Below are 26869 nucleotides of genomic sequence, written 5' to 3' on the forward strand. Positions count from 1 at the left end.
AAACATCGATTAAAACATTGATAACTCATTCATTATCAATGGATTCGCGTAAATTTTATTAAACTTATAAAAACAGGAATAGACTCCCCCTTTTGGGAAGAGTCTCATCCTGTAATATGTGAATTAAGTAATTACTTAATTTCAACTTTAGCTCCAGCTTCTTCTAATTGCTTTTTCAAAGCTTCAGCTTCGTCTTTAGCAACACCTTCTTTTAAAGGTTTAGGAGCACCGTCTACTAAATCTTTAGCTTCTTTCAAGCCTAAGCCAGTTAAATCTTTAACTAATTTAACAACTGCTAATTTTTGACCTCCTGCGTCAACAAGAATTACGTCAAAAGCAGTTTTTTCTTCTTCAACAGCAGCAGCTGCACCAGCGCCACCTGCAACCATTACTGGTGCAGCAGCAGCAGGCTCAATACCGTACTCGTCTTTTAAAATTTGAGCAAGCTCGTTAACTTCTTTAACTGTTAAGTTTACTAGTTGTTCAGCAAACGCTTTCAAATCTGCCATCTTTATAAAAATTTGATAGTTTAAATACTAAGTTAATTACAATATAAGCACTCTAATGGCAGCTTATTCGCCTCTTTCTGATAATGTTTTAAGGATACCAGCCAATTTACCACCTTCTGATTTAAGAGCCGAAATAACGTTCTTAGCAGGAGATTGTAATAAGCCAATGATATCACCAATAAGCTCATGACGAGATTTGATCGCCGTAAGCGTATCTAACTGATTGTCGCCAACGAAGAAAGCTTGTTCAATTGAAGCACCTTTCAAAATTGGTTTCTCAGCACCTTTTTCACTACGCAATTCTTTGATCAATTTAGCTGGAATATTTCCTGTATTAGAAAACATTACGCCAGATGTACCTTTTAATGCAGCGAATAATGGGCTGTAATCAACACCTGTAGCTTCCATCGCCTTACGAATAAGGGAATTTTTAGCTACTTGAAACTTAATGTCTTTTTCAAAACATTTTCTTCTGATCGCGTTAATCTTAGCAACAGTTAGATTTGAAGTGTCGGTAATGTAAAAATTACCGTACGTTTCCATCTTTTCTTTAAGATCGAGAACGATTACATTTTTTTCTTCTCTGTTCATGTCTTAGATTCCCGCTACAGATTTAGTTTCAACATGAATGCCAGCACTCATTGTGCTTGACAAGTGAATACTTTTGAAATAAGTACCTTTAGCAGCTGAAGGTTTTAAACGAGAAATAGTTTGAATTACTTCTAACGCATTTTCGTAAAGTTTTTCAGGAGTAAATGATACTTTTCCTACTGAGGTATGAATGATACCGGTTTTATCAACTTTAAAGTCAATTTTACCACCCTTAACATCAGTTACCGCTTTACCAACTTCGTTAGTTACAGTACCTGATTTTGGGTTTGGCATCAAGTTACGTGGACCTAAAACGCGGCCTAACTTACCTACTTTAGCCATACAAGCTGGAGTTGTGATGATGATATCAACATCTGTCCAACCTTGTTCAATCTTAGTAATATAATCATCCAAGCCTACGTAATCCGCACCGGCTTCTTTAGCTTCCTGTTCTTTGTCTGGAGTACATAATACTAAAACGCGAACAGTTTTACCGGTACCGTGTGGTAACACAGCGATACCTCTCACCATTTGATTAGCTTTCCGAGGGTCAACACCCAAACGAATATCTAAATCAACAGAAGCGTCGAACTTGGTAGTGGTGATCTGTTTTACTAAGGCAGAGGCCTCCTGTAGAGAGTAAGCTTTATCTTTCTCCAGCAGGGATAATACTTTTTTGCGATTTTTTGTTAATCTTGCCACTGTTTTACCCTTAATAATTTAATTAATTAATTAATATGGACGCTCACCAGAAACGGTGATACCCATGCTGCGTGCAGTACCAGCAACCATTGACATTGCTGATTCAATTGTAAACGCGTTTAAGTCAGGCATTTTATCCTCTGCAATGGTACGTACTTGATCCCAAGATACCGATGCAACTTTTTTACGGTTAGACTCAGCCGAACCGCTTTTAAGTTTTGTAACTTCCAATAACTGAATTGCTACTGGAGGAGTTTTGATGATAAAATCAAACGACTTGTCGGCGTAAACTGTAATTACAACAGGAAGTACTTTACCTGGTTTATCCTGGGTTCTAGCATTAAACTGCTTACAGAACTCCATGATATTCACCCCTTTTGCACCTAATGCAGGTCCTACTGGAGGAGAAGGATTGGCAGCACCGCCTTTGATTTGTAATTTAACAAGCGCACTAACTACTTTTGCCATGTCTCGTTTGTTAATTAAGAAATGTTAAACAATTGTGGAAGCAATAAGTAACATTTAAAATTCACTAATATAAAATTAATGAGGCGCAAAAGTAAACCTTTTGCGCCATATTATCAAATATTTATGATTATTCTTTTTCTACCTGCATGTAGTTCAACTCAAGTGGGGTTCTTCTACCGAAAATCTTAACCATCACTTTAAGTTTTTTCTTCTCTTCGTTCACCTCTTCTATTACACCGGTAAAGCCATTGAATGGCCCATCCATCACTTTCACATTTTCGCCCACATAATATGGAACGCCTGTGGTTTCACCTTGAGCGGTAATTTCGTCAACCGTACCTAAAATACGATTCACTTCTGATTGGCGAAGAGGAATCGCAGTTCCGTCTTTATCACCTAAGAAGCCAATAACACTATTAATATTTTTAATAACGTGTTCGAGCTCGCCATCGAGTTGAGCCTCAATAAGTACATAACCTGGGAAAAAGTTGCGTTCTTTGGCTATTTTCTTACCATTACGCATTTGGTAAACCTTTTCCATAGGAATAAGCACCTGTGGAACAAGATGATTGATGCCTAAACGATTAATTTCGGCCTCAAGATATTGCTTTACCTTTTTCTCTTTTCCACTAACGGCTCTTACTACGTACCATTTTAATTGATCACTCATCCCTATCCTCCTAAATTATGCGAACAAATTATAAAAAGATCCGAGTATGCCCTGTCCGAAAGCTTCGTCCATTGCAAACACCACAAGTGCTAAAATTCCTGATGCTACAAGAACTACCATTGCACTGTTGAACAATTCAGAAGCTGTTGGCCATGTTACGTTATTCACCAACTCGTTTTTAGATTCTTTGATGTATTCTACTACCTTGCTCATTTAACTACGTTATTAGATACAATAAATGGTTAATAGAATTTTTACCGGTTTCCTTCAGAATTTTCGAGAAACCAATAGAAAACTATTAACCTATTATCTTGCACGGGTGGAGAGATTCGAACTCCCATCAACGGTTTTGGAGACCGCTATTCTACCCTTGAACTACACCCGTTTAAAAAACAACAGCGATTAGCGAACTAACGCTGTTGTTTTATATTGTATGTTAATTACTTAACAATTTCAGTTACCTGACCAGCACCTACAGTACGACCACCTTCGCGGATAGCGAAACGAAGACCTTTTTCCATAGCGATTGCGCTGATTAATTTAACGTTGATTGTAACGTTATCACCTGGCATTACCATTTCTACTCCTGGCTCAAGTGTAATTTCACCTGTTACGTCAGTTGTACGGAAATAGAATTGAGGACGGTATTTGTTGAAGAATGGAGTGTGACGGCCACCTTCAGCTTTGCTCAATACATAGATCTCAGCTTTGAAATCAGCGTGAGGAGTTACTGAATTTGGTTTCACGATAACCATACCACGACGGATATCAGTTTTCTCAATACCACGTAACAATAAACCTACGTTATCACCAGCCTCACCGTAATCTAAGATTTTACGGAACATCTCAACACCTGTTACAGTTGATTTCAAATCTTCTGCACCCATACCAATGATTTGTACTGGGTCACCTGAGTTGATCACACCACGCTCGATACGACCAGTTGCTACAGTACCACGACCAGTGATCGAGAATACGTCTTCAACAGGCATCAAGAAAGGAAGATCTTTCAGACGTGGTGGAACTGGAATGAATGTATCTACAGCATTCATTAATTCCATGATGGTAGCTACCCATTTAGCATCACCGTTCAAACCACCAAGAGCAGAACCGCGAATAACTGGAGTATTGTCACCATCAAATTCGTAGAATGATAATAACTCACGAATTTCCATTTCAACTAGGTCTAACAATTCTGGATCGTCAACCATGTCTACTTTGTTCATGAACACAACAATTTTAGGAACTCCTACCTGACGAGCAAGAAGGATGTGCTCACGAGTTTGTGGCATAGGACCATCAGTAGCAGCTACTACCAAGATAGCACCGTCCATCTGAGCAGCACCAGTAACCATGTTTTTTACATAGTCAGCGTGACCTGGACAGTCAACGTGCGCATAGTGACGAGTAGCAGTAGAGTACTCAACGTGTGCGGTGTTAATAGTAATACCACGCTCTTTTTCTTCAGGAGCAGAGTCGATAGAATCGAATGAACGAGCTTCTGACAAACCTGCATCTGCTAATACTTTAGTGATAGCGGCAGTCAAGGTAGTTTTACCGTGGTCAACGTGACCGATTGTTCCAATGTTCAAGTGTTCTTTGGAACGGTCAAATTTTTCTTTTGCCATTTTATTTTATACTTAATGTAGTTTTATAAATTGATTAAAAATTAGACTAAACTAATTCAGAGCCTTTGGGGGGAATTGAACCCCCGACCTCATCCTTACCAAGGATGCACTCTACCCCTGAGCTACAAAGGCCTCGCCTAACAATCAAAGGTTAACCGCTAGTGGTATCTTTCATTAAAAAAGAAACTCTAACTGTTAACGATCTTGATTACAAGAGAGCGGGAGACGAGGCTCGAACCCGCGACCTACAGCTTGGAAGGCTGTCGCTCTACCAACTGAGCTACTCCCGCTTGTAATTTTGTTTTTAGAAGCTAAATGGTTGATCCTGACTTGCAAAATCAACCATTTACCTAATTGTTAGCGTGGGGAGAGAAGGATTCGAACCTTCGAAACCGAAGTAACGGATTTACAGTCCGTCCCATTTGACCGCTCTGGAACCTCCCCATCAGAAACAAAACTTTGCTTCTTTTGAGCCTCCTATCGGAATCGAACCAATGACCTACTGATTACAAGTCAGTTGCTCTACCAGCTGAGCTAAGGAGGCTTAATTTTGCTATTTAAAAGAACTTTTTTATTTCTTTATCCGCTTAACATTTCTGTTTTGTTAAGGGATTGCAAATGTACAAATTTTTAAACTCTGTCAAAATTTATTTTAAAATTTTTCTTGACCTAGGTTCAGATTAAAAAATGGGGTTGAATAGCCCTTAAATCTGATTTTTGTACCTTCAAAGAACATTGCCGAAGCGGCTGCAAAAGTAATACTTTAACCCAAATAGCAAGAATATTTTTAGTTTTTTTTCTCCTGTTTCTCCTTTGCATTTGATAGTCAGATAGAAAAGTTTAAATCCTGTTTAAAACTTTCTGATAAAATGAATCAGTCTTGGTTTTTTTCAAGCTTAAAACTGATACAAAAAACAAAGCCGATGAAGGATCATCGGCTCTATTATTTGCTTGTTTTATTTCTTATTTTAAAACTCCGGCTCCAATTCAACAGGTGAATCTGCTTTGCCCGAATGAGTTTTTAATTTTTCTTTGTGTTTTTTTAATTGTTTGGCGAGTGATTCTACAGCAATATCTGTAGCTTCTTCAAACGTTTGGCATTGTTCTTTTACAAATAAATCTTTCCCAGGAATATTAATTTTAATTTCTACAATCTTGTTCGCATCATCTTCGGCCTTGTCGAGTTTCAAAAAAACATCTCCGTCTATCACATGATCAAAAAATGAATCCAGCTTATCCAGTTTGCGTTGGATAAAATCAATTAATTTAATGTCTGCATTGAAACGAATGGATTGCACGCGAATTTTCATAAATCCTCCTTTTTTTTGTTAAGCCCTGGGATGGGCTTGTTTATAAATAGATTTTAATCGTTCAGTGGTATTATGTGTATACACCTGAGTTGCGGCCAAACTACTATGGCCTAAGAGTTCTTTTATTGCGTTTAATTCAGCCCCTTTATTCAACAAATGAGTGGCAAATGAATGCCTTAAAACATGAGGGCTTTTCTTTTTTATCGTTGCTACTTGTGTTAGATAATTATTAACTAGGTTATAAACATACTTAGGATATAATTCATTTCCTTTATTGGTAACGAATAAACATCCGGTATTGGTATCAAATCCTTCTGATTTTTTAACAATTACGTAATCTGAAATTAAACTTCCAAATGATTTAGTAATTGGAATAATTCTTTCCTTATTTCTTTTACCTAATATCTTAATAGTGAGACTAAAAAAATCAACATCTGTTTGTTTTAAACTTATCAATTCTGCTAATCGAATACCTGTTTGATAAAACATTTCGACAATGAGTTTGTCACGAATACCTGAAAACCCTTCTCCAAAATCAACATTATTTAACAAGTGTTCAATGGAAGTTTCATCTACCACTACAGGCAAGCGTTTTTCCTTTTTTGGTGCCTGGGCTTTAAGAACCGGATTAAACTCTATAAATCCTTCCCGATAAAGAAATTTGAAATAAGTACGAAGTGTTGAAAGTTTGCGATTAATAGTAGCTGCACTTTGCTTATTGTTCATTAAATCCACTAACCAGGAACGAATAATAGGATGCGTTACTTCAGTTGGACCTATGATCTCATATTGGGTAAGGAATGCAAAAAACTGCTGAATATCATTTTGGTAAGATATTATTGTATGAGAAGAGTAACGTTTTTCAAACTCTAGGTAACGGAAGAAACTTTCGAAATGCATCAAAAAAAAATGGTCGTATATTTCAGTTGAATATACGACCATTGATATGTAATTGCAAGAAGAATTACAGATTCTCTTGCTGAAGTGTTTGCTTGTAAATAGCTTTCTTAACAACATTACGACGTGCTACAGAATGCTTTTCAAAGGCTTGGCGGCTTCTAAGTTCGCGTAATACACCAGTCTTTTCAAATTTCTTCTTAAAACGCTTAAGCGCCTTATCGATTGCTTCGTTTTCTTTTACGTTAATGATAATCATACCCTTGATATACCTCCTTTCAGTGGGACGACAAAGGTAAAACAAATAAGCTGATTATCAAACTATTTTAAAATTACTTTTTCAACCGATTGTTGTTGTAATTGCAGAGCGGATAAACCTTGCATTATAAAATACTGCGCCAAGCCGTAAGTTATCATAACCATTATACCCAAAGCTGCACTGGGAGATACAAATTGATTCACTGCCAATGTAGTATCCGAGATCAAAAAGAGTATTGCTCCTGTGTATATTGAATTGAATACAGATGGCGCTAGGCCACCTTGTAAGGCTATAGCAGCAATTGCCATTGTAGAAATAACTATCGCATAAATTACTACAGGTGCCATCATTGGCCCCAAATATGGAATAATTTTAAAGATCAGGATACCTCCTACGACTAATACTGGAATCCCAAAAAATAATTTATTCTTATTTACACCTGAAAGCGAAATAGAATTGGCAATTCTCCTAAAAACAAGAATATAGCATACATGAGCAATCAAAAAGCTTATTAAGCCACCAATGAAGAAATAAAACCCAGGCGCCTTGGAAGAGTCGTCGGCAAATAGCAAGGCTATATCACCTAACCAAGAAAACAAAAAGGCCGAATAAGTCATTGTTCGAATTAGCTGGTTTTGTTCATTAGTATTTAACGAGTAGATCCAAGCCAGAAAAACCATTATTAAAGGTTTGGCAATATATCCTAACTCAATAAATTGGAAATAATTGGCGACTATGGTAAGTACTACTGATAAGAAAAATAAAAATGTTAACGCTCTCTTCATAAATTGATTGATTTAATGGATCTAAAATAAATGAAAAAGCCAGACTATCAAGCCTGGCTACCAATGGAATAATTTAAAGTATAGTTAGTCGTTTAACACTTCACGCGAAATAACAATCTTTTGTATCTCCGAAGTTCCCTCTCCTATTGTACAAAGCTTAGCATCGCGATAATATTTTTCAGCCGGAAAATCTTTTGTATAGCCGTAGCCTCCAAATATTTGAACTGCTTCATTTGCGGTTCTTACTGCCACTTCTGAAGCATAATACTTAGCCATTGCTGATTGTCGGGTCACTTTCTCTCCCCTATTCTTTAAGTCTGCGGCCCTGTGAATCAATAGTTCTGCGGCATCAATTTCAGTAGCCATATCAGCTAGTTTAAATGCGATAGCCTGAAACTCACAAATTGGTTTACCAAACTGTTGACGTTGTTTCGAATAGTTTTTAGCTGCATTAAATGCTCCCTTTGCAATTCCTAAAGCTAAAGCGGCAATTGATATTCGACCTCCGTCTAAGATCTTCATTGCCTGTTTAAACCCATCGCCTTCATTTCCTAGTAAATTATCCTTATGAACACGAACATTATCTAAGATCAACTCTGTGGTTTCCGAAGCCCGCATTCCCAGTTTATTCTCTTTTTTACCATGAGAAAAGCCAGAAGTTCCCTTTTCAATTACAAACGCCGATGCTCCATTTGAATCACCAGAATTACCTGTACGAGCCATTACCACGACTACATTAGATGATTTACCATGAGTGATCCAGTTTTTGCTGCCATTAATAATATAGTAATCTCCATCACGTACAGCTGTAGAATTCATGCGAAGAGCATCTGATCCAGTATTGGCTTCAGTTAGTCCCCATGCGCCAATCCATTCGGCTGTAGCAAGTTTAGGCAACCAGCGTTGTTTTTGTTCCTCGTTACCAAACTGAAGAATGTGACCGGTACAAAGCGAATTATGTGCAGCTACCGACAAACCAATCGAACCACATACTTTTGCTATTTCTTCTATAATGGCCACATATTCAAAATAACCCAAACCAGCTCCACCGTATTGTTCAGGAACCAACACACCCATTATCCCTAACTCTCCCATCTGTTTAAAAAGTTCTACCGGAAAATATTGGCTCTCATCCCAATCCATCACGTGTGGCAAAATTTTCTTTACAGCAAAATCTCTGGCCATTTCTCTTACCAACCGCAGGTTTTCGGAGGATAGGTTCGTGGTTGAATCAAAAGTTAAATCGGTCATCATAAGGTTATATATAAATGGTTATTGATAGTTGACGAGTGATATTATCTGGTTAGAATGCGGCAACAATTTTTCCCTTCCTTTTAAAAAATCAAGTTCTACCAAGAAAGAGATTGCTCCCACTTTAGCGCCCAGCTTTTCAATAAGTTTCGCAGCTGCATCAATTGTTCCGCCAGTGGCCAGTAAATCATCATGAATCAGCACAATTTTTCCTTCATCGATTGCATCAGCATGAACCTCAAGAGTGGCCTGGCCATATTCAAGATTATATGACTGCTCAATCGTTTTATAGGGCAGTTTCCCTTTCTTTCTGATTGGCACAAACGGCACATGTAATTTATGTGCTATCATCATGCCAAATAAAAAACCACGACTTTCAATTGCAGCAACCTCATCAATTTTAACTCCGTCTAACCGTCGCACATATTCATCAGCAATATCATTGCACAGCTGTGGGTGCTTTAATATTGGAGTAATGTCTTTGAAAACGATCCCTGGCTTTGGAAAATCTTTAACATCTCTTATTACTGCTTTGATTTGTTGTTCAATTGTCATGATTTTGATTATTAATTATGATTAGATATCGAATTTACAAAAATGCCTGTCATTAGACAGGCATTATATAAATGTATTATGATAAGTTTAGCCAAGTTTTAAATAAACTCTTTTTAATCAAACAACAAATAAGGAGCTACTTTGGTTAATATAGCATCATCAATTACTTCAGTCTTTAGCAGATCTTCACTTTTTAAAAACTTGCCATGCTGATTCCTGTAGTTTAATACTGTATTAATTTGCTTGTAACTCCAATAAGGGTACTTTTTTAGTTCATTAAAAGAGGCGCTATTGATATTCACTTTTTGGATCAGCGAAGAATTAACCGATATTTTCTCTTGTATCGACATATATAAGAGTGAGTCTAACCCATATACATCTTTAAGTTGTTCCTTCGAGTAGAAACCACCAAGCCTGTTTCTATATTTTAAAATTCGAATGGCAAAAGCTGGTCCAATACCGCGTAGTGCGGTTAGTTCAGCTGAATCTGCGGTGTTCAGCTCTATTTGTTTCGGTTTGAGAATCGAAAATTTCGGGATGTTATTGACTTTATAGTTAGTTGAAGAAATGGGATCATCTTTATCAATTACAATAAAAGGTTCCAATCTTGCATAGTCCTTCTCTGTTATTGAATAGATCTTTTTTAAATCTTCGCTCTTTTTAAACTTCCCCCCTTTACTAACATAATTAATAATTACCCTTGCTTGCTTTTCAGTTAAGCCCATTTGCAGCCAATCATTTAATTGCAGGGTATTTGGATTAAATGGCTTGAGCTCAACTTTAGCCTGGCTTATTGATTCATTTGAATTAATTTTCTGGAAGGCCTGCTTATCTGCATACTGCATCTTACTCCTTTCAAATTGATCAATTTCATATTCAAATTCATTAAAATCAATTGGGGGCTCCCTGAAAACAATTTCCTTGAAAAAGTTTAATCCTATAACAATCAAGCTAATAGAAGCTAAAACCAATAAGCCATTTTGCTCCTTTTTAGAAAAGGAAATCCATAGATTGTAGATGTTTTTCATACATAAAAATTAAAGTTTAATTCACAATTTTCAAACTTTGAAGAAAGTCACAAATAAGTATCTTTAGCGAATAGCAATATTTAAGAACCTAAATCTTATTTTTGCGGATTAAACCTTAAATGGAAAAAATGAAGTTAATCACGAAAAAAGAGTTCGCGAAGGCAACAAAACTGGATAAGCTGAAAATGCCTGGCCTGGCCGAACTAGTGATGGAATTGACCAAGATTAACAAAGTAAATAGAGTTTTTGCCGAAAATATTGATAAACAAGGGCTTGATTTTATCGATGGAGTGCTTGAAGATATTGGCGTTACTATTGAATTTGACGAAGATGACCTAAAAAACATCCCGAAAGAAGGTGGCTTTATCGCTTTGGCGAATCATCCTTACGGAGGTGTTGAGGGTTTAATTTTGGTAAAACTGCTTTGCATGGTTCGCCCAGAGGCTAAAGTAATGGCTAATTTCTTATTAAAGAAAATACCTAATATTTCAGATTACTTTATTGGCGTGAACCCTTTCGAAAACGTTAAAAGCGTTTCGAGTATGGCCGGAATGAAACTAACCATGGAACAATTGAAAGAAAATGTTCCTGTGGGTATTTTTCCAGCCGGAGAGGTATCAACCTATGATGCAGAAGCACAAACCATCACTGATAAAAAGTGGTCACCTATAGTAGGAAAGTTAATTACCAAGGCGCAATTACCGGTTGTCCCTATTTATTTTCACGGAAATAATGGTGTTTTGTTCCATTTGCTTGGCTTAATTCATCCTTCCCTTCGAACGGTAAAACTTCCATCGGAACTGTTCAATAAAAAAGGAAACACGATAAAATTAAGAATCGGCAAACCGATAATGCCTGTTGAATACAATAAGTTTCCTAACCCCGAACGAACCTTAAATTATCTACGAGCCAGAACATACGCTTTAAATTCGAGCTTTGAGGCTGACGTAAACCGCTTCTTCGTAAAAGATATTTTCACTGTTTTAAAAAAGCCTGAGGACGTAGTTGAGGCTACTTCTCAAGAGTTGTTGGAACAGGATGTTGCTCAAATCAAAGAAGAGGCATTGGTTTATACCGAAAAAAACTATGAGGTTTATATAGCCAAAACACAACGCATTCCAAATATTATCAGAGAGATCGGGCGTCTGCGTGAAATCACTTTCCGACAGGTTGGCGAAGGTACCAATAAGAAAATCGATTTGGATGAATTCGATTTATATTACCGCCACTTGTTTATTTGGGATAAGGATGCCAATAAAATTGTTGGCGCTTACCGTATTGGACGAGGAAATGATATATTTTATGCCTATGGTAAAAAAGGCTTTTATATCAATACCCTGTTCAATATTAAAGACCAGATGAACAATGTGCTTAAACATTCGCTTGAATTAGGCCGTTCGTTCATTGTTAAAGAATACCAACAAAAACCACTTCCATTGTTCTTACTTTGGAAAGGTATCAGCGCTTATGTATTAAAGCACCCCGAGTTCCAGTATCTGATTGGTCCGGTGAGTATCAGTAACAGTTTTTCTAATCTGTCGCAATCATTGATCATTGATTTTATTACTCAAAACTTTTATGATCATGAACTAGCGAAGCATGTTACCCCTAAAACCAAATTTAAAGTAACACATACCAATGTTGACACGGATGTTTTAATTGAGCAATTCAATTCGTTAAAATCATTGGATGCATTGATCTCTGAAATTGAAATCAGCAATAGCAAAATCCCAGTACTTTTAAGGCAGTACATTCAACTGAATGCTAAAATTATCTGCTTCAATATTGATCCGAAGTTTGAAAATTCGCTGGATGGTTTCCTTGTTTTAAATCTGAAGGATATTCCGGAAGATAAAATGGAAAAACTTTCACAAGGTGTCTAACTAGAAAATAACTCAAATATAAAAAGTAAGAAGGTGCTCGATATTAATATCGAGCACCTTCTTACTTTTACCATACTGAATAAGACTCCGGTTTTATTTTTTAAAATAAAAAAAGTGAAGCCCGAGGGCCTCACTTTCCTTAATCGTATTTTTCAAGGTAACTATTAATAAGTTGTAGCCTGAGGATTAAAGTTACCCCAGCCTGAAGTCCAATTGGTGGTATCAAAAGCACCTTTATAAGTGACCTGGGTAAAGTAACTATCCAATCCTGTAAAGCTAGCACCCGTTTTTGCTACAGAAGCTGATTTCAATAGGAAGTTGGGAGCAGTTTGATTAAATGCATCTTCAATTCCTGCATCAGCAGCTGTATTTAAAGCACTATTGCCTAAAAGGGTGAATGCTGCATTTAAGGCTGCATCATCAACATAAGTAGCAGCAGTTGTACCTTTTACACCAAAAGGCTTAGCAATACCGTACACCAAATTGTCTTTAAATTCAGATGAACCATCTTTTAATGAGGCAGCAGTATTATCGCTTTCAATTAAAACGCCTGCAGTTGCAAAACCGGTAATAATTGAGTTTCGAACAACTAACTTCGAGCTTCTTCTCCAATGGTTACCAGCTGCATGGTGAGTGTTAGCAGTAGAGTTAACGCCAATCAAAGTCATATTTGAGATCACAGGACGAGTGATTGGAGTGTTAGTAGTACCATTTGCATCGTTATCCGATTCGATACCGTTTGATGCTCCGGTACCAGCGTTGTCGGCAAATGCAGGGTCTTGTTGAGCAATTATAAACTGTAATTTACCGCTAAAACCATTATCAAAGTCGAAGTTATCGTCGGTAGCGTGAACAGATACTAAGTATTTAGCATTTACAGTCCCGCCGAAGAACTCGAAACTATCATCACCAGAGAATGAAACCTGAATGTGATCTAACGTAGTTCCTGATCCAACACCACCACAAGTTAATCCGTTGATCTCATTGTTTGGTTGGAAAGCGATTCCTGGGTATTCAATACGAACATATTTTAATGAACCTGAATTATCGGCCGGATCATTACCTCCGTATTTACCATCACCTGCAGTGTTGTCAACACCACCTTCAATAACACTTTCGCCTCCGGTAACATTGATAGGAGCTTTACCTAACAAAATGATACCACCCCAATCACCAGGAGCACGTTGACCAGCCGGTTGACCTGAAGTAAATACAACTGGATCTGCTTCAGTTCCATTTGCCACTAATTTACCACCGCGGGTTACAATAATGGTCGCTTTAGAATCTTTATCACCTTTAATAACTGAACCAGCTTCAAAAGTTACCGTTGCACCATTTTTAATATATACAAAACCTTTTAAAACGTAAGAACCACGTTTATAAGTTACGCTCTGAGTAATTTCTCCGGTTATTTCTTTGTTAACAATAGGAGGATCAGGAGTAGGATCGTCATTGCTACTGCTACATGAAGCAAATGCTAATGCTCCAAAACCTAAAGTTAAAATGGCTAATAAATGTTTCTTTTTCATTTTGCTTCTTTGAATTTGATACAAACATATCGTCGCATCGTTACCTGAATGTTAAGCATTGATTATATGTGAAGCATCATTCTGTTACCATTTTGTTAAGTGATAATTCTAAGCTCAATTCCAATTAATAAAAAAGGGAGCTGAAATAAATCAGCCCCCAATTCAATCAAAAATAGTGGGTAAAAGTGATTGCTATTTAAATGTATAGGCAAAGGCCAGCGAAAAACTTCTGCCAAAAACCGACGAACCGATTACATTATCTGAATTATCAAAAGATTTATTCTTATTTATATCCTGATACAATGTAGTTTTTTGGTTCAGTAAGTCTGATGCGGTAAGTTTTAATTCAGCATTATTCTTAAACAGTTTCTTACTAACCTGAAAATCGATTACATCACGAGAATTTTCATATACATCTTCATACTCACCCGGAACACCCACTTCATTTATACGTCTGCCAATTCTATTGTACATCAAACTCATATTTAAAGAGCTTTCTAAAGCACTAAACTGCAAACCTGCATTAACCAAATAAGGTGATTGTCCTTGCAACGGCCTATCTCCAATAGCTTTTCCTGTAGCATCAAGTACATCCACTTTCGAATTAATAAGAGCCGCATTGGCGAAAACAATAAGGTTACGCGCCCAGTCAGCTTTTGATATGAACGTTAAATCTTTTCGAACCTCTGCTTCAATACCATAGTTAACCGCCTTGTCAACATTTTCGTAACTACGGGTACGATTTACACCACTTAAACCGGGCACCACAATTTGCTCAACCGGATTGTTAAAGCCTTTATAAAAACCTGAAATTGATAATACCTGTCCAGCCGATGGGTACCATTCGTATTTCAAATCAACGTTATTAATATTGGTTGAAATAAGATTTGGATTTCCGTAAACAGTGGTGGCAATTGAAAAGTCATAGAATGAGAACGGAGAAGTTTCTCTAAACTCGGGACGAGAAACGGTTCTCGAATAAGCCACGCGAGCATTCGATTTATCATTTACCTTAAAGGTTAAATTAGCCGATGGCAACAGATCGAATTTAGAGAAGTCGAAATCCTCTTCCCTTAAATTATCAGGCGTACGGGTTTTTAAATTTTGTGAGTAAGCTTCCGTTCTTAATCCCCAAACCAGGCGTATTTTTTTTGAAAGATTATTATCGAACATAAAATAAGCCGCATTTAAGTAAGCGACGGCATTATACTTATACGTTCCGTTGTTCAGCTCACCCAACTGAAACCCCCCCGGACGAATATTCTCATCATTAAAAATCTGGTCTTGAGGAAGCGCTAACAGATCATTCTCAAATTGAAGACTGGTATAATAAGCCAATACGCGAGAAGAAAAATCCCGTTGCTTATAATAGCCCATATAGCCAAACTTCAATAAGCTTTTCTCTTTTAAAAATGTAAATGGTACAGAAATGAAGCCATTGCCACCATAAACATTATCTTTTAGGTCTGAATAAAACTTACCACCATAATTTGGAGAAGGAGAACCACCAATACCAGCGGTATAAGGAACAGAAGGGTCATCCACTTTCTCCAGATCTTTGGAGTAAAGTATTCGACGAAGATCCGGCTCACTACGATTAGCATTCGTGTAGTTTAGGTTCCAATCTAATTTTATACGTTTTTCACCAACCAAATGCTCTCCTTCAATTTGTGAGGAAAGGAAGGTCTTCGGCGTGGTATAATCCGAATTAGCAAGCACTGCATTATCCTTACCATCCTTGTTCCATCCAGAACGATCCGTATGTGAATTATCTAACGTTCTGTTATAAAAGTTTTTGAATGAGATTTTATTGCCTTTGTAGTTGTATGCAAAATTTAAAATACCACCTAAAGCCGATGAATACTTAAACTGCTGGTCGTCATAAGAAAATACCTGCCCCGTGTTATCATAGTCATCCCTGTGTGTTTCAGTGATATTTTCCTGGTAACGGTACGATAATGAAAAGATAGAACCTAAAATGGTATTGTTTTTAAACTTTTTATTGTTACCCAAGGTAAATTGAAGCGCCGAAGTTGGCATTCCTTTTCCTTGATCCAAAACAGCCCAGTCATTTTGCAAGTCGCGACCAAATTGGTAACGCTGTTCATTGGTGTAATCGGCATAAGTAATTTTTGACGGAATACTTGAAGGCAAACTTCGTGTACCATCTTCAATAGTTAACCAATCTAACTTTCCTTTTTGTGAGCCTTTAAAAGGCTTGAACGTTGATTGCGAATTAAAGCCTGTGCCGATATTAAGCGTAATAAAGTTTTCGTCAGGAATGTCTTTGGTTGTAATTTGAACAATACCTCCTGCAAAATCCCCCGGCATATCCGGAGAAGCCGTTTTATTGATCATAACGCTTTCAACAAGGTTTGATGGAATAGCATCGAATGAAAACGCTTTGCGATCAGGTTCGGTACTTAACATTAGTGAATTATTAAGGGTAGTTACATTGTAACGATCATTTAATCCACGTACAATAACGAACTTATTATCCTGAACGCTGGTTCCACTCACCCTTTTTAAAACATCGCTGGTGGTTTTATCAGGAGTTTTCTTAATGATCTCTGCAGAAATACCATCTGAAATACTGATGTTGTTTTTTTGCAACGAATAAAGGGCATTAACTGTTTCTTTTTTATATGTAGAAGAAACAACCACTTCGCCTAACTCTGTGGCAGCATCATCCAACACCACATTCAACTCTGTAACTTTATCGGCCTTTACTTCAACCTCTGAAATGGTTTTTGTTTTATAACTGATGTATTTGAATTCGAGGGTGTAGGTACCCGGAGCCAAATTAAACTCATAACGGCCATCAACCGAAGTGGGTGCTACTTTTTGTGAACCTTTAATTATTACCGGTAATCCGGCAATAGGTTCGTTAAATGTTTTATCTGAGACCTTACCAATAATTTTACCGTTTTGCGCCCATGCCGTAACCGCAGTGAGCAACACTAAAGTCATTGAAAGAAAAATCGTTGAAATGGAGAATTTTTTCACTTTTACCTAATTTTTGTTTGAGGCAAAAGTATGTGGGGAACATTAAGCTGATGTTAACTATCAATTAACCTTGTTTTACTTATTGGTTACATCTGTGTTAAGCAGAAATTTAAAACCGAATCAAATTATTGATTTTCAGCATTTTAACTAACATTGAAAAATTAGATAATTATTAAATCAAGTTTTATTTATTGTATTTAACAGTACATTTTAAGTTAACGTTCTAATAAATATCGTTCAGTGATGAACAAAGCCGCAAAGGATCAGGAACTTATTAAACAAAAAGGATAATCAGGCTTTAATAATTTATTAAACCTGATTATCCTTCTGTATTTCTTGTGCTTTTTCTGCTTTACGAAACGTATAACTAGTAAGCTATACCCAGTTTTTTAAAGATGAAATGGAGTAACCAAATAGGGCCAATCAATAAAAATTTAACATCATCTAAAAACGACGGTTTTTTGCCTTCAATATTATGCCCGATAAATTGAAAGATCCATGCAACAACAAAAATTATTGCACACAAAATGGCCAAACCAGACAGACCAATGTTTTGCTCAATTAGAACATACAACGCTGAATAAGCACCAATGATCACCACCATTACCAAGGCAAGTGGCTGCGACAAGCGCCAATAATAATACAATGAGAACGCTATCAAAAAGCTCGCCCAGTTTAAAAACTTATAGTCCCATGGAACAGGAATACTCCATAATAAACCAATCAAGCTAAACATAATTGCCGGAACACAGATCCAGTGTATGAGTTTGTTGGTTTTATTCTGATGACTTTCAGCATACTTATCGAAATACTGATCGACTAACTTTGGAGCGTTTGCAGTTGATTTTGAGGTTGCGGCCATCTTTTAAATTGGTTGTTTTATTAATGATTGGTTAAACATTTAATGCATCCTAATTTAGTATAATTCTGTAAATAACAATAAGGCCCGACTAATTGCCGGGCCTTATTATTATAATTGATTAAACTAAGTCGTGATTCTATTTTGCGTATGCCACTGAACGGCTTTCGCGGATAACAGTCACTTTGATCTGTCCAGGATAAGTCATCTCTGTTTGAATACGAGTTGACAAATCAAATGCCAGTGTTTCTGCCTGCTGATCAGAGATCTTATCGCAATCAACTACTACACGTAATTCACGTCCAGCCTGAATAGCGAATGTTTTTTCAACACCAGGATATGATAATGCAAGATTTTCCAGATCGTGAAGACGCTTAATATAACTTTCAACCACTTCACGACGAGCACCAGGACGAGCTCCTGAAATAGCATCACAAACCTGAATAATTGGTGAAATAATGCTGGTCATCTCCACCTCATCGTGGTGAGCACCAATCGCATTACAAACATCGGGATGTTCTTTAAATTTCTCTGCCAACTGCATACCTAACAAGGCGTGAGGAATCTCCGGATTATCTTCAGGCACTTTACCTATATCGTGTAAAAGTCCGGCACGTTTAGCCAACTTAACATTCAAACCTAACTCAGCAGCCATAGTAGCACAAAGGTTAGCCACCTCACGTGAGTGCTGTAATAAGTTTTGACCATAAGAAGAGCGGTAACGCATACGACCAACCATACGGATCAATTCCGGATGAAGGCCATGGATACCTAAATCAATAACAGTACGCTCACCAATTTCCACGATTTCATCTTCAAGCTGTTTTTTGGTTTTGGAAACCACCTCCTCAATACGAGCCGGGTGAATACGACCGTCGGTAACCAAGCGGTGTAAAGAAAGACGGGCAATTTCGCGGCGAACAGGATCAAAACATGATAAAATAATCGCCTCCGGAGTATCATCAACAATGATCTCAACACCTGTAGCCGCTTCTAAAGCACGGATATTACGGCCTTCGCGACCAATGATCCGTCCTTTAATTTCATCGCTTTCAATGTTAAAGATCGAAACGGTATTTTCAATTGCCGCCTCGGTAGCTGTACGCTGAATTGTTTGAACAACGATCTTTTTAGCCTCTTTGGTAGCGGTAAGCTTGGCATCTTCAATAACATCTTTAATTGATGCCATTGCCTGTGACTTTGCTTCTTCTTTAAGCTGTTCTACCAATTGATCCTTGGCTTCAGCAGCAGTTAATCCTGCTACCTTTTCCAACTGGGTAACGTGCTCATTTTTAAGCTCCTCAACCTCTTTTTTCTTCGTTTCAACGATATCAAGTTGCTTATTCAGATTTTGCTTTACCGCTTCTAACTCCTGGTCTTTACGGTTAACATTCTCAATTTTCTGATTCAGCGATTGCTCTTTTTGTTTCAAGGAGTTATCTCTTTGAGCGGCAACCTGATTCTTTTGACTAATCTCTTTTTCATGCTCGGCCTTTAGCTGAAGAAACTTCTCTTTTGCCTCCAGTAACCTATCCTTTTTAAGGATTTCAGCCTGCGCTTCTGCATCTTTCAGAAACTGCTTAGCCTTATTTTTGGCCATCACTTCCTGGCTTTTGAACAGTCGACGTAACAAAAACCGGTCTATTCCGATACCTGCTACCAGCGCCAACACTGCATATAAAATAATATCTATACTCATTCTACATTATAAATAAAAAACCGCAACTATAACTTATATAAACACTTAACAGGCTTTACACCATAACTAAACAAAAAAGTGATTATATAAATTTAACTGCGGTTAAACTTATTTAGTTAACTCTAAAAATTACTGATTTGATAAAAACTGAGAAAGCTGATGGTCGAGTTCAGCGATTTTTTCAGAAATGCCATTATCTTCAATCAAGCTTTTTCCATCAAATTTCAGTGCAGCAGTCGCATAATGCAACACGCACATTGAAAGTAAATCCTGTTTGTCTTTAACCTCATAATTTTGCATCAGCATCTTTATTCGGTCATTGATCTCTTTAGCGGCTTTCCTTACAGTTTCCTCTTCCGAAGCGTTAATTCGCAACGGATACACCCTATCGGCAATATTTATTTTAATGGAAATTTCTCCCATTTGAGCATTAAATCACGCGTTTACTTAGCTAAAAGTGCAATGCACCTGTCTATTTCTTTCGCAAATTCGTTAATTTTTTGTTGGATGTCAAGAGCCTTTTCGCTACCCCCTGATATTGAAGCCGCTAATCGGGCCACTTTAATCCGGTCTTCCAACTCCAAAATTTTAACATTTCGGCTTTCTGATTCAACCTTTACCCTTTCCAGCTCTTCAATTAGCACAGCATGCTGCTGCTGAAGCTTTGAATGCATAACCATAAGTTTCTGCATCTTTTGCTGGAGTTGTTCAAGTGTTTTTACCAGATCAGCCATTTTTCTCAGATAAAAGAAGAAAGTCTCAAGAATAAAGATTTCTTTTAGAATTCAAAAAAAATCAACTAATAAATTATTCTTTTCCTTCTCTCCTAGCTCTTATTTCCTTATTTCAGCACCCAATTTTTCAAAACCGATTACCAATTTTTGCATTACGCCATCAATTTGTTTATCGGTAAGGGTTTTCTCCTCATCCTGAATCACAAAACTTAATGCGTAAGATTTTTTGCCATTTGGTAATTTGTCGCCTTCGTATTTATCGAATATGTTCACTTCCTTCAACAGGTTTTTCTCTGTTTGGAACGCCAATTCTTTTAATTGCGCAAAGTTCAAGGAACTGTCAATCAACATCGACAAATCACGGCGAACAGCAGGGAACTTGGCGACTTCTTTATATTCAGCCTTGTTATTCAACTGAACTTTAAGAATATATTCCCAGTTAAAATCAGCAAAGTAAACAGGTTTATCAATATCCATTTTCTTTAAAATGGCTTTGTTCACCTGACCAAACTGAACGATCACATTTTTGCCTTTTTTATAAACCAATGCTTCAGCAAAAACATCATTTTTCAGTGTTTCAGATGAAGCTATTGAAACTTTTAACTTAGTTAAAATCGCGTCAACAAACCCTTTTAATTGATAGTAATCAGCTGTTTCTTTTGAAGCATTCCATTGCTCAATTTCTTTTCTTCCTGTTACAAATAAAGCCAGCTTGGATTCTTCCGTGAAATTACAATCAACTTCTTTATAGACTTTACCAAATTCATACAGCTTTAAATCAGCATTTTTGCGATTCTGATTATACGCAATGGCTTCTAAGCCCGAAAACAACAATGTTTGGCGCATAACATCCAAATCATTACTCAACGGATTTAAGATCACTACATTTTCATCAGGGTTAATCGTCGCTGTTGACTGACTGTACAACGATTTGGTTAATGAGTTGGACATGATCTCATTAAACCCATTTGAAGTAAAGAAATCAGCAACTGCATTTTGCAATTTTTCACGATCAGGTTTTACCGCAAACGACAATGAAGAATTTAAAATCGTTGGAATTTCAATATTATTATAACCGTAAATGCGAAGGATCTCTTCAATAACATCCACTTCACGGGTTACATCCACCTTATTAGTAGGCACACTCACTGTTAATCCTTCGTTATTTTTCGAAAGAATCTCGATCCCTAATGCCAACAAAATAGCATTGATTTCCTCTACAGGAATTTGCTTTCCGATAAGACGATGAACGTTTTTATAAGAAACCTCAATTTTGGCTTTCTCAATTTTAGTTGGATAAATATCAACTACTTCCGAAGAAATTAAACCACCGGCAACCTCCTTGATCAATAAAGCAGCACGTTTAAGTGCATAAACAGTAGCCTCTGGATCTGTACCACGCTCGAAACGGAAAGAAGAATCGGTTTTTAAACCATGGCGTTTACCGGTTTTACGTACCGATACCGAGTTAAAATAGGCTGATTCAAGGAAAATTGAAGTAGTAGTTTCGCTTACACCCGAATGTAAACCACCGAAAACACCGGCAATGCACATTTCTTCTTCAGCATTACAGATCATTAGATCTTTTGAAGACAAGGTGCGTTCAACACCATCAAGTGTGATGAACTTCTCCCCTTCAACAGCATCCCGAACGATCACTTTGTTGCCTTTTATTTCAGCAGCATCAAAAGCATGTAAAGGCTGTCCGGTTTCATGTAACACGTAATTGGTTACATCCACCACATTATTTATCGGTCGAAGGCCAATTACCCTCAATTTATTTTGCAACCAATCAGGAGAATCTTTAACAGTAATCCCTGAAATAGTAACTCCTGAATATCGTGGACAAGCCTCGTGATCAATAACCTCTACCGAAATGCTTAGATCCTGACTATCAACGGCAAAATTATCTACCGAAGGCAGTTCTACCGTATTTTTTAATACCGCAGCAATATCACGGGCAACACCAATGTGAGAGGCTGCGTCAACCCTGTTTGGAGTTAAGCCAATTTCAAAGCAATAATCATCTTCTATTTTGAAATACTCTTTGGCAGGCATTCCAACAGGAGCATCTTCAGGAAGTACCATAATGCCGGCATGTGATTCGCCCAAGCCAATTTCGTCTTCGGCACAAATCATACCTTCAGATACTTCTCCCCTTATCTTAGCTTTTTTAATTTCAAATGGCTCTCCTGATGAAGGATGAACAGTACAGCCAACTGTAGCTACCACCACTTTTTGCCCGGCAGCAACATTTGGGGCACCACAAACGATATCCAGTTCGCGTTCGCCACCAACATTTACTTTGGTTACACTTAATTTATCAGCATTGGGATGTTTATCACGAAAGGTCACATGCCCAATTACCAGTCCTTCCAATCCGCCTGGAATTGTTTGGATCTTTTCAAGGCTTTCTACTTCTAAGCCTGTATTGGTAAGGACCTTTGAAATCTCCTCAGGGCTTAATTCGGTATTGATATATTGTTTTAACCAGCTATAAGAAATCTTCATTTGTTTTAACGCTTTTAGGCGAAGCGCAAAAGTAGGAAAAAATTTGATGCTACAGCTTTGCCGCCCCAACTAAGGCCAAAAAATCATTGAAGAAGCCGAATATTCATCCTAAGCATAATTTCTGAATAAATAGCTCCGCCTAAAAACTATTTAGATTAATTACAAATAATTTTGCTTGATTAATTCTGATTTATACATTTGCGCTTAATTTAGATTTAATACAAATAACAAAAACCTCCATATGAACTTTAATATCTACAAATTCCCCTCTCTTGCTTATGCTATAAGCTTTATGCTGATATTATTTTTAGGATTCGGAGCAACGGCTCAGACCAAAAACGGTGTAATTTCAGGAACAGTTAAAACCAGTGATGGCAACCCTGCCGCTTCAGTAAACATTAGCTTGAAAGAAATAAACAGAGGAACTATTACAAATGAATTGGGCGCTTTTCACCTTAAAAATATTAAAGAAGGCACCTATACATTATTAGTAAGCTCTGTAGGACTTACTTCACAGGAAAAAACAATAACTGTTGCTTCCGGTCAAACCTCAACTGTAGAATTAACCCTTACCGAAACTGCAGGCCAACTAGCCGAAGTAGTGGTAACGGGTGCAAAAAGTGTGAACAAAAAACCTGTAACGGTTGGTAGAATTGAAATCGCTCCAATGGATCTTCCACAGGCTGTTGCAATTATTGATAACAAAACAATAACAGAGCAACAAGTAAATAAATTAAGTGATGCTATAAAAAATGTAAACGGTGTAACTCTAACCGATAACAGAGGGACCAACGTGGAAACATTTTTTGCAAGGGGATACAACCTGGGTGCAAATAACATTATGAAAAACGGCGCCAGAGCTAATTCCGGTATCGTTCCAGAGGCAAGTACCTTAGAAAGTGTTGAGGTTCTAAAAGGAAGTGCGGCTTTACTTTATGGAAATGTAAGCGGAGGAGCTGTAATCAATATGGTTACCAAGAAACCGAAATTTGAATATGGAGGTGAAGTGTCGATGCGCACAGGAAGTTATAGCTTTTATAAACCATCCGTTGATGTGTATGGACCGATTAGTAAAAAATTAGCTTTCAGAGCAATTGGCACCTATGAGAATGCTGAAAGCTTTAGAAGCTCGGTAGAATCAAAACGCTATTACATTAATCCATCTTTATTATATCAGATCAGTTCTAAAACCGATTTATTGGTACAGGGAGATTATTTGAATGCTGACTTCACCCCAGACTTTGGAATTGGTACTTTAACCGATAGCGAAAGCAGTAAAATTCCAACAACTATAAGCAAGTCGAGCTTCTTTAATACGCCATGGGCTTATCAAAAAGCAAAACAAGCAACCGCTTCAGCTAACTTAAATCATCAGTTTAATGCTAAATGGAAGTTAAATTCCGTTTTGGCTTACCAAAACTTTGACCGTAACTATTTCTCAACCGAGCGTATTCAAGCAAACGCTGTGGGTGACTGGAATAGGGTTTTAACACGTACAAAATCAAATGAAAACTACTATACCGGTCAATTGAACCTTACCGGAGACTTGAAAACGGGCAAAATAAGACATCAATTATTAGTTGGATCAGATGCAGAGCGCTATAACAATACTACCTATACATTCAAAAAATTTGCTACCGCTTATGACAAGATTAACATTTTAGACCCATCAAAATATCCATTACGAACCGATATGCCGGTTACAACAGATTCGTTAAGAACAGTGGTACCTACCAATCGCTTTGGGATATTCGTACAAGACTTGATTTCTGTTTCAGAGAAATTTAAAGTATTAGCAGGCTTAAGATGGTCGTACCAAAATGTAATTACCGGAAACATTCACAATATTGCAACCGGTGCTGAATATAAAACAACCGTTAAAAACAAAGATGAAAAAGCCTTCTCGCCACGTTTAGGTTTGGTTTATCAACCAACAAAAACTACTTCATTATTTGCAAGTTATTCAAACAACTTTGCCCCTAACAGTGGTGTTGATATTAATAATAACAACCTAGACCCTTCAATTATTGACCAATATGAAGTAGGTGTAAAAAATGATTTCTTCCAGGGACGCCTTTCTGCCAACCTCACCATTTATAAAATAATTAATGATAACTATGCTCAATCCGTACCTGGCTCGTCAAACGGAGCTAAAGAGTTAGCAGGCGAAACAACAAGCGATGGATTAGAAGTAGATCTTAACGGTACATTAGCTAAAGGGTTAAACTTCCTGGCTGGTTATAGTTACACCTACATGCGTTTTACCAATACTACAGGAAATACTGGAAGCAATAAAGAAGGTGAACGATTAGTAGGAGTTCCATCAAACACTGCAAATGCAAGCCTATTCTATACTTTTTCAAACAATTTATTAAATGGCTTAAAAGTAGGATTTTCAGGATTTTATACAGGAAAAAGGAATGGAGGGTATAACAACACGAACTATATCAATGGAGCTGTACCTCCTGCTGGACAACCTCAAAACCGCTTAATTCCTGTTGACGGCTTTACCACATTTGATCTGTCATTGGGATATACGTACAAAAAACTTTCCATCTTAGGTAAGGTGTCTAACTTAGCCGATGAGTTAAACTACTATGTTCACGAAAACTACAGTGTAAACCCTATTGCCCCTCGTCAGTTCACCACTACATTGGCATATAAGTTTTAATTAAAATCAATTAAATAGCTTTTACGGCCGGATCATTTTCTAATGATCCGGTTTGTTTATAAATAATATGAAAGTATTTTTCAGAAATATCCACCTTTATCTAAGTCTAGCGGCCGGATTGATCATTTTCACTTCCTGCCTAACCGGTACCATTTTAGTTTTCGAAGAGGAAATCGAGCATAGCTTGTACGCCAACCGCTATTTTGTTACTTCTCAGGGTGAACGTTTACCCTTGACTCAAGTAGTTAAAAGCGCTGTTGAAAGTACTCCAAAGGCTAAACTTTCGTCGGTTAAGGTTTACCATGAAGCCAACCGATCGGTAGAGGTAAGCATTACCGTTCCGGAGAAAAAAGGCCATAAAGAGCAAATGGATAAGGCTAAAGCGGAACAAAAACCAGAAGCAAAAAGTACCGACAAACGAGGCCCGAAATCGAAAGATAAAAAGAACGAAAAGCGTAAACCAACCATTACTGTTTATGTAGATCCATTTACTGGCAAAGTTTTGGACGTGGTTAACCCAAGAGAATCCTTTTTCTTCACAGTGGAGTCCATTCACCGCTGGTTACTGGGTGGCAAAGACAGCATTGGGAATTTTCTTACAGGCTTCTCTACTTTATTTTTCTTTTTCATTTTGATCACCGGGATCATCTTGTGGTGGCCAAAAACGAAGAAAATACTATATCAGCGTTTAAAAATTAAGTTTGATGGCGGATGGAAACGACTGGTTCATGACCTGCATATTGTTACAGGATTTTACCTTTCTATTTTCTTAATCGTTATTGTTTTAAGCGGATTAGTGATGGCTTTTAACTGGGTTAACAAAGGATTGTTCACCCTAACCGGTTCTAAAATGGAAAACCCTGAACCTCCAACGGTTGTTTTTCAAAAGGTATTGAAATCGGTTTCGGTTGATGAGGTAGCCAAAACTATTCAAAATGAAGTTAACACCTTCGAATTATATACTATCCGCATTCCAAAAGATTCGGTAAGCACCTACAGTGTTAACGTACTTCCTTTAAACTCAATTGAAACCGCTGGCGATACTTATTTTATCGATCAGTATACCGGTAAAACTGTTGGAGCTCAAAAATTTTCAAATAAAAACTCGGGACAAAAAATACGCGCCATCGTTAAGCCTTTACACACTGGCGCTATTTATGGCCTTACTTCAAAAATTATCAGCTTTTTAATTTGCTTGTTGTCTTTGGCTTTTCCGGTTACAGGAGTAATCATGTGGCTAAACCGATTGAAAGTAAATAAGAAAAAAGAGAAGAAAACGGTGGTTCAACCAGCTGTGGTCAATCAAAAATAATTAAAACAGAAA

General features: G+C 37.3%; 24 protein-coding genes and 5 tRNA genes. 3 read left to right on the forward strand and 26 right to left on the reverse strand.

What is annotated here, in order from left to right:
* Positions 1–131: 131 nt before the first annotated feature.
* The 19 genes from rplL to C3K47_RS03360 all read right to left on the reverse strand — a co-directional run bounded on the left by rplL (position 132) and on the right by C3K47_RS03360 (position 10653).
* The gene (gene rplL / locus C3K47_RS03270; protein WP_103787685.1) at positions 132–509 is read right to left on the reverse strand and encodes a 50S ribosomal protein L7/L12; all 378 of its coding nucleotides are present in this window, start codon (positions 507–509) and stop codon (positions 132–134) included.
* A 63-nt stretch (positions 510–572) separates the two neighbouring features.
* Entirely contained in the window at positions 573–1100 is a 528-nt protein-coding gene (gene rplJ / locus C3K47_RS03275; RefSeq protein ID WP_103787687.1) for a 50S ribosomal protein L10, read from the reverse strand.
* A 3-nt stretch (positions 1101–1103) separates the two neighbouring features.
* Positions 1104–1802: a 50S ribosomal protein L1 gene (gene rplA, locus C3K47_RS03280; protein WP_103787689.1), complete on the reverse strand. Its 699-nt coding sequence runs from the start codon at positions 1800–1802 to the stop codon at positions 1104–1106.
* Positions 1803–1832: 30 nt separating this feature from the next.
* Complete coding sequence (gene rplK / locus C3K47_RS03285; RefSeq protein ID WP_103787691.1) at positions 1833–2270, reverse strand: 50S ribosomal protein L11; 438 nt, start codon at positions 2268–2270, stop codon at positions 1833–1835.
* 127 nt (positions 2271–2397) lie between these two features.
* Positions 2398–2940 (reverse strand): transcription termination/antitermination protein NusG, encoded by a 543-nt coding sequence (gene nusG / locus C3K47_RS03290; protein WP_103787693.1) that lies wholly within the window; start codon positions 2938–2940, stop codon positions 2398–2400.
* A 15-nt stretch (positions 2941–2955) separates the two neighbouring features.
* Complete coding sequence (gene secE, locus C3K47_RS03295) at positions 2956–3153, reverse strand: preprotein translocase subunit SecE (protein ID WP_103787695.1); 198 nt, start codon at positions 3151–3153, stop codon at positions 2956–2958.
* Between the two features lie 101 nt (positions 3154–3254).
* Positions 3255–3325, reverse strand: a tRNA-Trp gene (locus C3K47_RS03300).
* A 55-nt stretch (positions 3326–3380) separates the two neighbouring features.
* Entirely contained in the window at positions 3381–4568 is a 1188-nt protein-coding gene (gene tuf / locus C3K47_RS03305) for an elongation factor Tu (protein WP_103787696.1), read from the reverse strand.
* A gap of 60 nt (positions 4569–4628) precedes the next feature.
* Positions 4629–4700: transfer RNA gene (locus C3K47_RS03310), tRNA-Thr, on the reverse strand.
* Between the two features lie 85 nt (positions 4701–4785).
* Positions 4786–4858: transfer RNA gene (locus tag C3K47_RS03315), tRNA-Gly, on the reverse strand.
* 73 nt (positions 4859–4931) lie between these two features.
* A tRNA-Tyr gene (locus C3K47_RS03320) sits at positions 4932–5012 on the reverse strand.
* Between the two features lie 27 nt (positions 5013–5039).
* Positions 5040–5112, reverse strand: a tRNA-Thr gene (locus C3K47_RS03325).
* Between the two features lie 424 nt (positions 5113–5536).
* Complete coding sequence (gene hpf, locus C3K47_RS03330; protein ID WP_103787697.1) at positions 5537–5878, reverse strand: ribosome hibernation-promoting factor, HPF/YfiA family; 342 nt, start codon at positions 5876–5878, stop codon at positions 5537–5539.
* Between the two features lie 18 nt (positions 5879–5896).
* Positions 5897–6820: a site-specific tyrosine recombinase/integron integrase gene (xerA, locus tag C3K47_RS03335; RefSeq protein WP_317043007.1), complete on the reverse strand. Its 924-nt coding sequence runs from the start codon at positions 6818–6820 to the stop codon at positions 5897–5899.
* A gap of 22 nt (positions 6821–6842) precedes the next feature.
* Positions 6843–7034 (reverse strand): 30S ribosomal protein S21, encoded by a 192-nt coding sequence (rpsU, locus tag C3K47_RS03340; protein WP_103787699.1) that lies wholly within the window; start codon positions 7032–7034, stop codon positions 6843–6845.
* Between the two features lie 62 nt (positions 7035–7096).
* The gene (locus tag C3K47_RS03345; protein WP_103787700.1) at positions 7097–7819 is read right to left on the reverse strand and encodes a lysoplasmalogenase; all 723 of its coding nucleotides are present in this window, start codon (positions 7817–7819) and stop codon (positions 7097–7099) included.
* A gap of 84 nt (positions 7820–7903) precedes the next feature.
* Positions 7904–9070, reverse strand: a complete 1167-nt coding sequence (locus C3K47_RS03350; RefSeq protein WP_394341677.1) for an acyl-CoA dehydrogenase family protein — start codon at positions 9068–9070, stop codon at positions 7904–7906.
* Between the two features lie 21 nt (positions 9071–9091).
* On the reverse strand, positions 9092–9625 hold the full coding sequence (locus C3K47_RS03355; protein ID WP_103787702.1) for an adenine phosphoribosyltransferase: 534 nt from the start codon (positions 9623–9625) through the stop codon (positions 9092–9094).
* Between the two features lie 113 nt (positions 9626–9738).
* A complete protein-coding gene (locus C3K47_RS03360) occupies positions 9739–10653 on the reverse strand; it encodes a ComEA family DNA-binding protein (protein WP_103787703.1) in 915 nt (304 codons plus the stop codon).
* Positions 10654–10781: 128 nt separating this feature from the next.
* Between C3K47_RS03360 and C3K47_RS03365 the strand changes: the two genes are divergently transcribed.
* Entirely contained in the window at positions 10782–12536 is a 1755-nt protein-coding gene (locus C3K47_RS03365; protein WP_103787892.1) for a lysophospholipid acyltransferase family protein, read from the forward strand.
* Between the two features lie 164 nt (positions 12537–12700).
* Here the strand turns inward: C3K47_RS03365 and C3K47_RS03370 are convergent, their stop codons facing one another.
* The 7 genes from C3K47_RS03370 to pheT all read right to left on the reverse strand — a co-directional run bounded on the left by C3K47_RS03370 (position 12701) and on the right by pheT (position 22874).
* A complete protein-coding gene (locus tag C3K47_RS03370; RefSeq protein WP_103787704.1) occupies positions 12701–14065 on the reverse strand; it encodes a hypothetical protein in 1365 nt (454 codons plus the stop codon).
* 192 nt (positions 14066–14257) lie between these two features.
* Positions 14258–17071 carry a TonB-dependent receptor gene (locus tag C3K47_RS03375; protein WP_133159322.1) on the reverse strand — a complete coding sequence of 938 codons (2814 nt, stop codon included), beginning with the start codon at positions 17069–17071 and terminating at the stop codon, positions 14258–14260.
* A 367-nt stretch (positions 17072–17438) separates the two neighbouring features.
* On the reverse strand, positions 17439–17933 hold the full coding sequence (locus C3K47_RS03380) for an Mpo1 family 2-hydroxy fatty acid dioxygenase (protein WP_103787706.1): 495 nt from the start codon (positions 17931–17933) through the stop codon (positions 17439–17441).
* Positions 17934–18069: 136 nt separating this feature from the next.
* A complete protein-coding gene (gene rny, locus C3K47_RS03385; protein WP_103787707.1) occupies positions 18070–19629 on the reverse strand; it encodes a ribonuclease Y in 1560 nt (519 codons plus the stop codon).
* Positions 19630–19758: 129 nt separating this feature from the next.
* On the reverse strand, positions 19759–20052 hold the full coding sequence (locus tag C3K47_RS03390; protein ID WP_103787708.1) for a cell division protein ZapA: 294 nt from the start codon (positions 20050–20052) through the stop codon (positions 19759–19761).
* A gap of 20 nt (positions 20053–20072) precedes the next feature.
* A complete protein-coding gene (locus C3K47_RS03395) occupies positions 20073–20363 on the reverse strand; it encodes a hypothetical protein (RefSeq protein WP_103787709.1) in 291 nt (96 codons plus the stop codon).
* Positions 20364–20462: 99 nt separating this feature from the next.
* Positions 20463–22874 (reverse strand): phenylalanine--tRNA ligase subunit beta, encoded by a 2412-nt coding sequence (gene pheT / locus C3K47_RS03400; RefSeq protein WP_103787710.1) that lies wholly within the window; start codon positions 22872–22874, stop codon positions 20463–20465.
* A gap of 241 nt (positions 22875–23115) precedes the next feature.
* Between pheT and C3K47_RS03405 the strand changes: the two genes are divergently transcribed.
* Complete coding sequence (locus C3K47_RS03405; RefSeq protein ID WP_103787711.1) at positions 23116–25545, forward strand: TonB-dependent receptor; 2430 nt, start codon at positions 23116–23118, stop codon at positions 25543–25545.
* A 67-nt stretch (positions 25546–25612) separates the two neighbouring features.
* Positions 25613–26857 (forward strand): PepSY-associated TM helix domain-containing protein, encoded by a 1245-nt coding sequence (locus C3K47_RS03410; RefSeq protein ID WP_103787712.1) that lies wholly within the window; start codon positions 25613–25615, stop codon positions 26855–26857.
* The last annotated feature ends 12 nt before the right edge of the window (positions 26858–26869 follow it).

It is taken from the genome of Solitalea longa (assembly GCF_002920915.1).
Taxonomy (GTDB): domain Bacteria; phylum Bacteroidota; class Bacteroidia; order Sphingobacteriales; family Sphingobacteriaceae; genus Solitalea; species Solitalea longa.

Excerpts from the sequence above, each read along its gene's own strand:
- rplL (WP_103787685.1), bottom strand. The coding sequence starts at position 509 with ATGGCAGATTTGAAAGCGTTTGCTGAACAACTAGTAAACTTAACAGTT.
- rplJ (WP_103787687.1), bottom strand. The coding sequence starts at position 1,100 with ATGAACAGAGAAGAAAAAAATGTAATCGTTCTCGATCTTAAAGAAAAG.
- rplK (WP_103787691.1), bottom strand. The coding sequence starts at position 2,270 with ATGGCAAAAGTAGTTAGTGCGCTTGTTAAATTACAAATCAAAGGCGGT.
- nusG (WP_103787693.1), bottom strand. The coding sequence starts at position 2,940 with ATGAGTGATCAATTAAAATGGTACGTAGTAAGAGCCGTTAGTGGAAAA.
- secE (WP_103787695.1), bottom strand. The coding sequence starts at position 3,153 with ATGAGCAAGGTAGTAGAATACATCAAAGAATCTAAAAACGAGTTGGTG.
- tuf (WP_103787696.1), bottom strand. The coding sequence starts at position 4,568 with ATGGCAAAAGAAAAATTTGACCGTTCCAAAGAACACTTGAACATTGGA.
- hpf (WP_103787697.1), bottom strand. The coding sequence starts at position 5,878 with ATGAAAATTCGCGTGCAATCCATTCGTTTCAATGCAGACATTAAATTA.
- xerA (WP_317043007.1), bottom strand. The coding sequence starts at position 6,820 with ATGGTCGTATATTCAACTGAAATATACGACCATTTTTTTTTGATGCAT.
- rpsU (WP_103787699.1), bottom strand. The coding sequence starts at position 7,034 with ATGATTATCATTAACGTAAAAGAAAACGAAGCAATCGATAAGGCGCTT.
- C3K47_RS03345 (WP_103787700.1), bottom strand. The coding sequence starts at position 7,819 with ATGAAGAGAGCGTTAACATTTTTATTTTTCTTATCAGTAGTACTTACC.
- C3K47_RS03350 (WP_394341677.1), bottom strand. The coding sequence starts at position 9,070 with ATGACCGATTTAACTTTTGATTCAACCACGAACCTATCCTCCGAAAAC.
- C3K47_RS03355 (WP_103787702.1), bottom strand. The coding sequence starts at position 9,625 with ATGACAATTGAACAACAAATCAAAGCAGTAATAAGAGATGTTAAAGAT.
- C3K47_RS03360 (WP_103787703.1), bottom strand. The coding sequence starts at position 10,653 with ATGAAAAACATCTACAATCTATGGATTTCCTTTTCTAAAAAGGAGCAA.
- C3K47_RS03365 (WP_103787892.1), top strand. The coding sequence starts at position 10,782 with ATGAAGTTAATCACGAAAAAAGAGTTCGCGAAGGCAACAAAACTGGAT.
- C3K47_RS03370 (WP_103787704.1), bottom strand. The coding sequence starts at position 14,065 with ATGAAAAAGAAACATTTATTAGCCATTTTAACTTTAGGTTTTGGAGCA.
- C3K47_RS03380 (WP_103787706.1), bottom strand. The coding sequence starts at position 17,933 with ATGGCCGCAACCTCAAAATCAACTGCAAACGCTCCAAAGTTAGTCGAT.
- rny (WP_103787707.1), bottom strand. The coding sequence starts at position 19,629 with ATGAGTATAGATATTATTTTATATGCAGTGTTGGCGCTGGTAGCAGGT.
- C3K47_RS03390 (WP_103787708.1), bottom strand. The coding sequence starts at position 20,052 with ATGGGAGAAATTTCCATTAAAATAAATATTGCCGATAGGGTGTATCCG.
- C3K47_RS03395 (WP_103787709.1), bottom strand. The coding sequence starts at position 20,363 with ATGGCTGATCTGGTAAAAACACTTGAACAACTCCAGCAAAAGATGCAG.
- pheT (WP_103787710.1), bottom strand. The coding sequence starts at position 22,874 with ATGAAGATTTCTTATAGCTGGTTAAAACAATATATCAATACCGAATTA.
- C3K47_RS03405 (WP_103787711.1), top strand. The coding sequence starts at position 23,116 with ATGAACTTTAATATCTACAAATTCCCCTCTCTTGCTTATGCTATAAGC.
- C3K47_RS03410 (WP_103787712.1), top strand. The coding sequence starts at position 25,613 with ATGAAAGTATTTTTCAGAAATATCCACCTTTATCTAAGTCTAGCGGCC.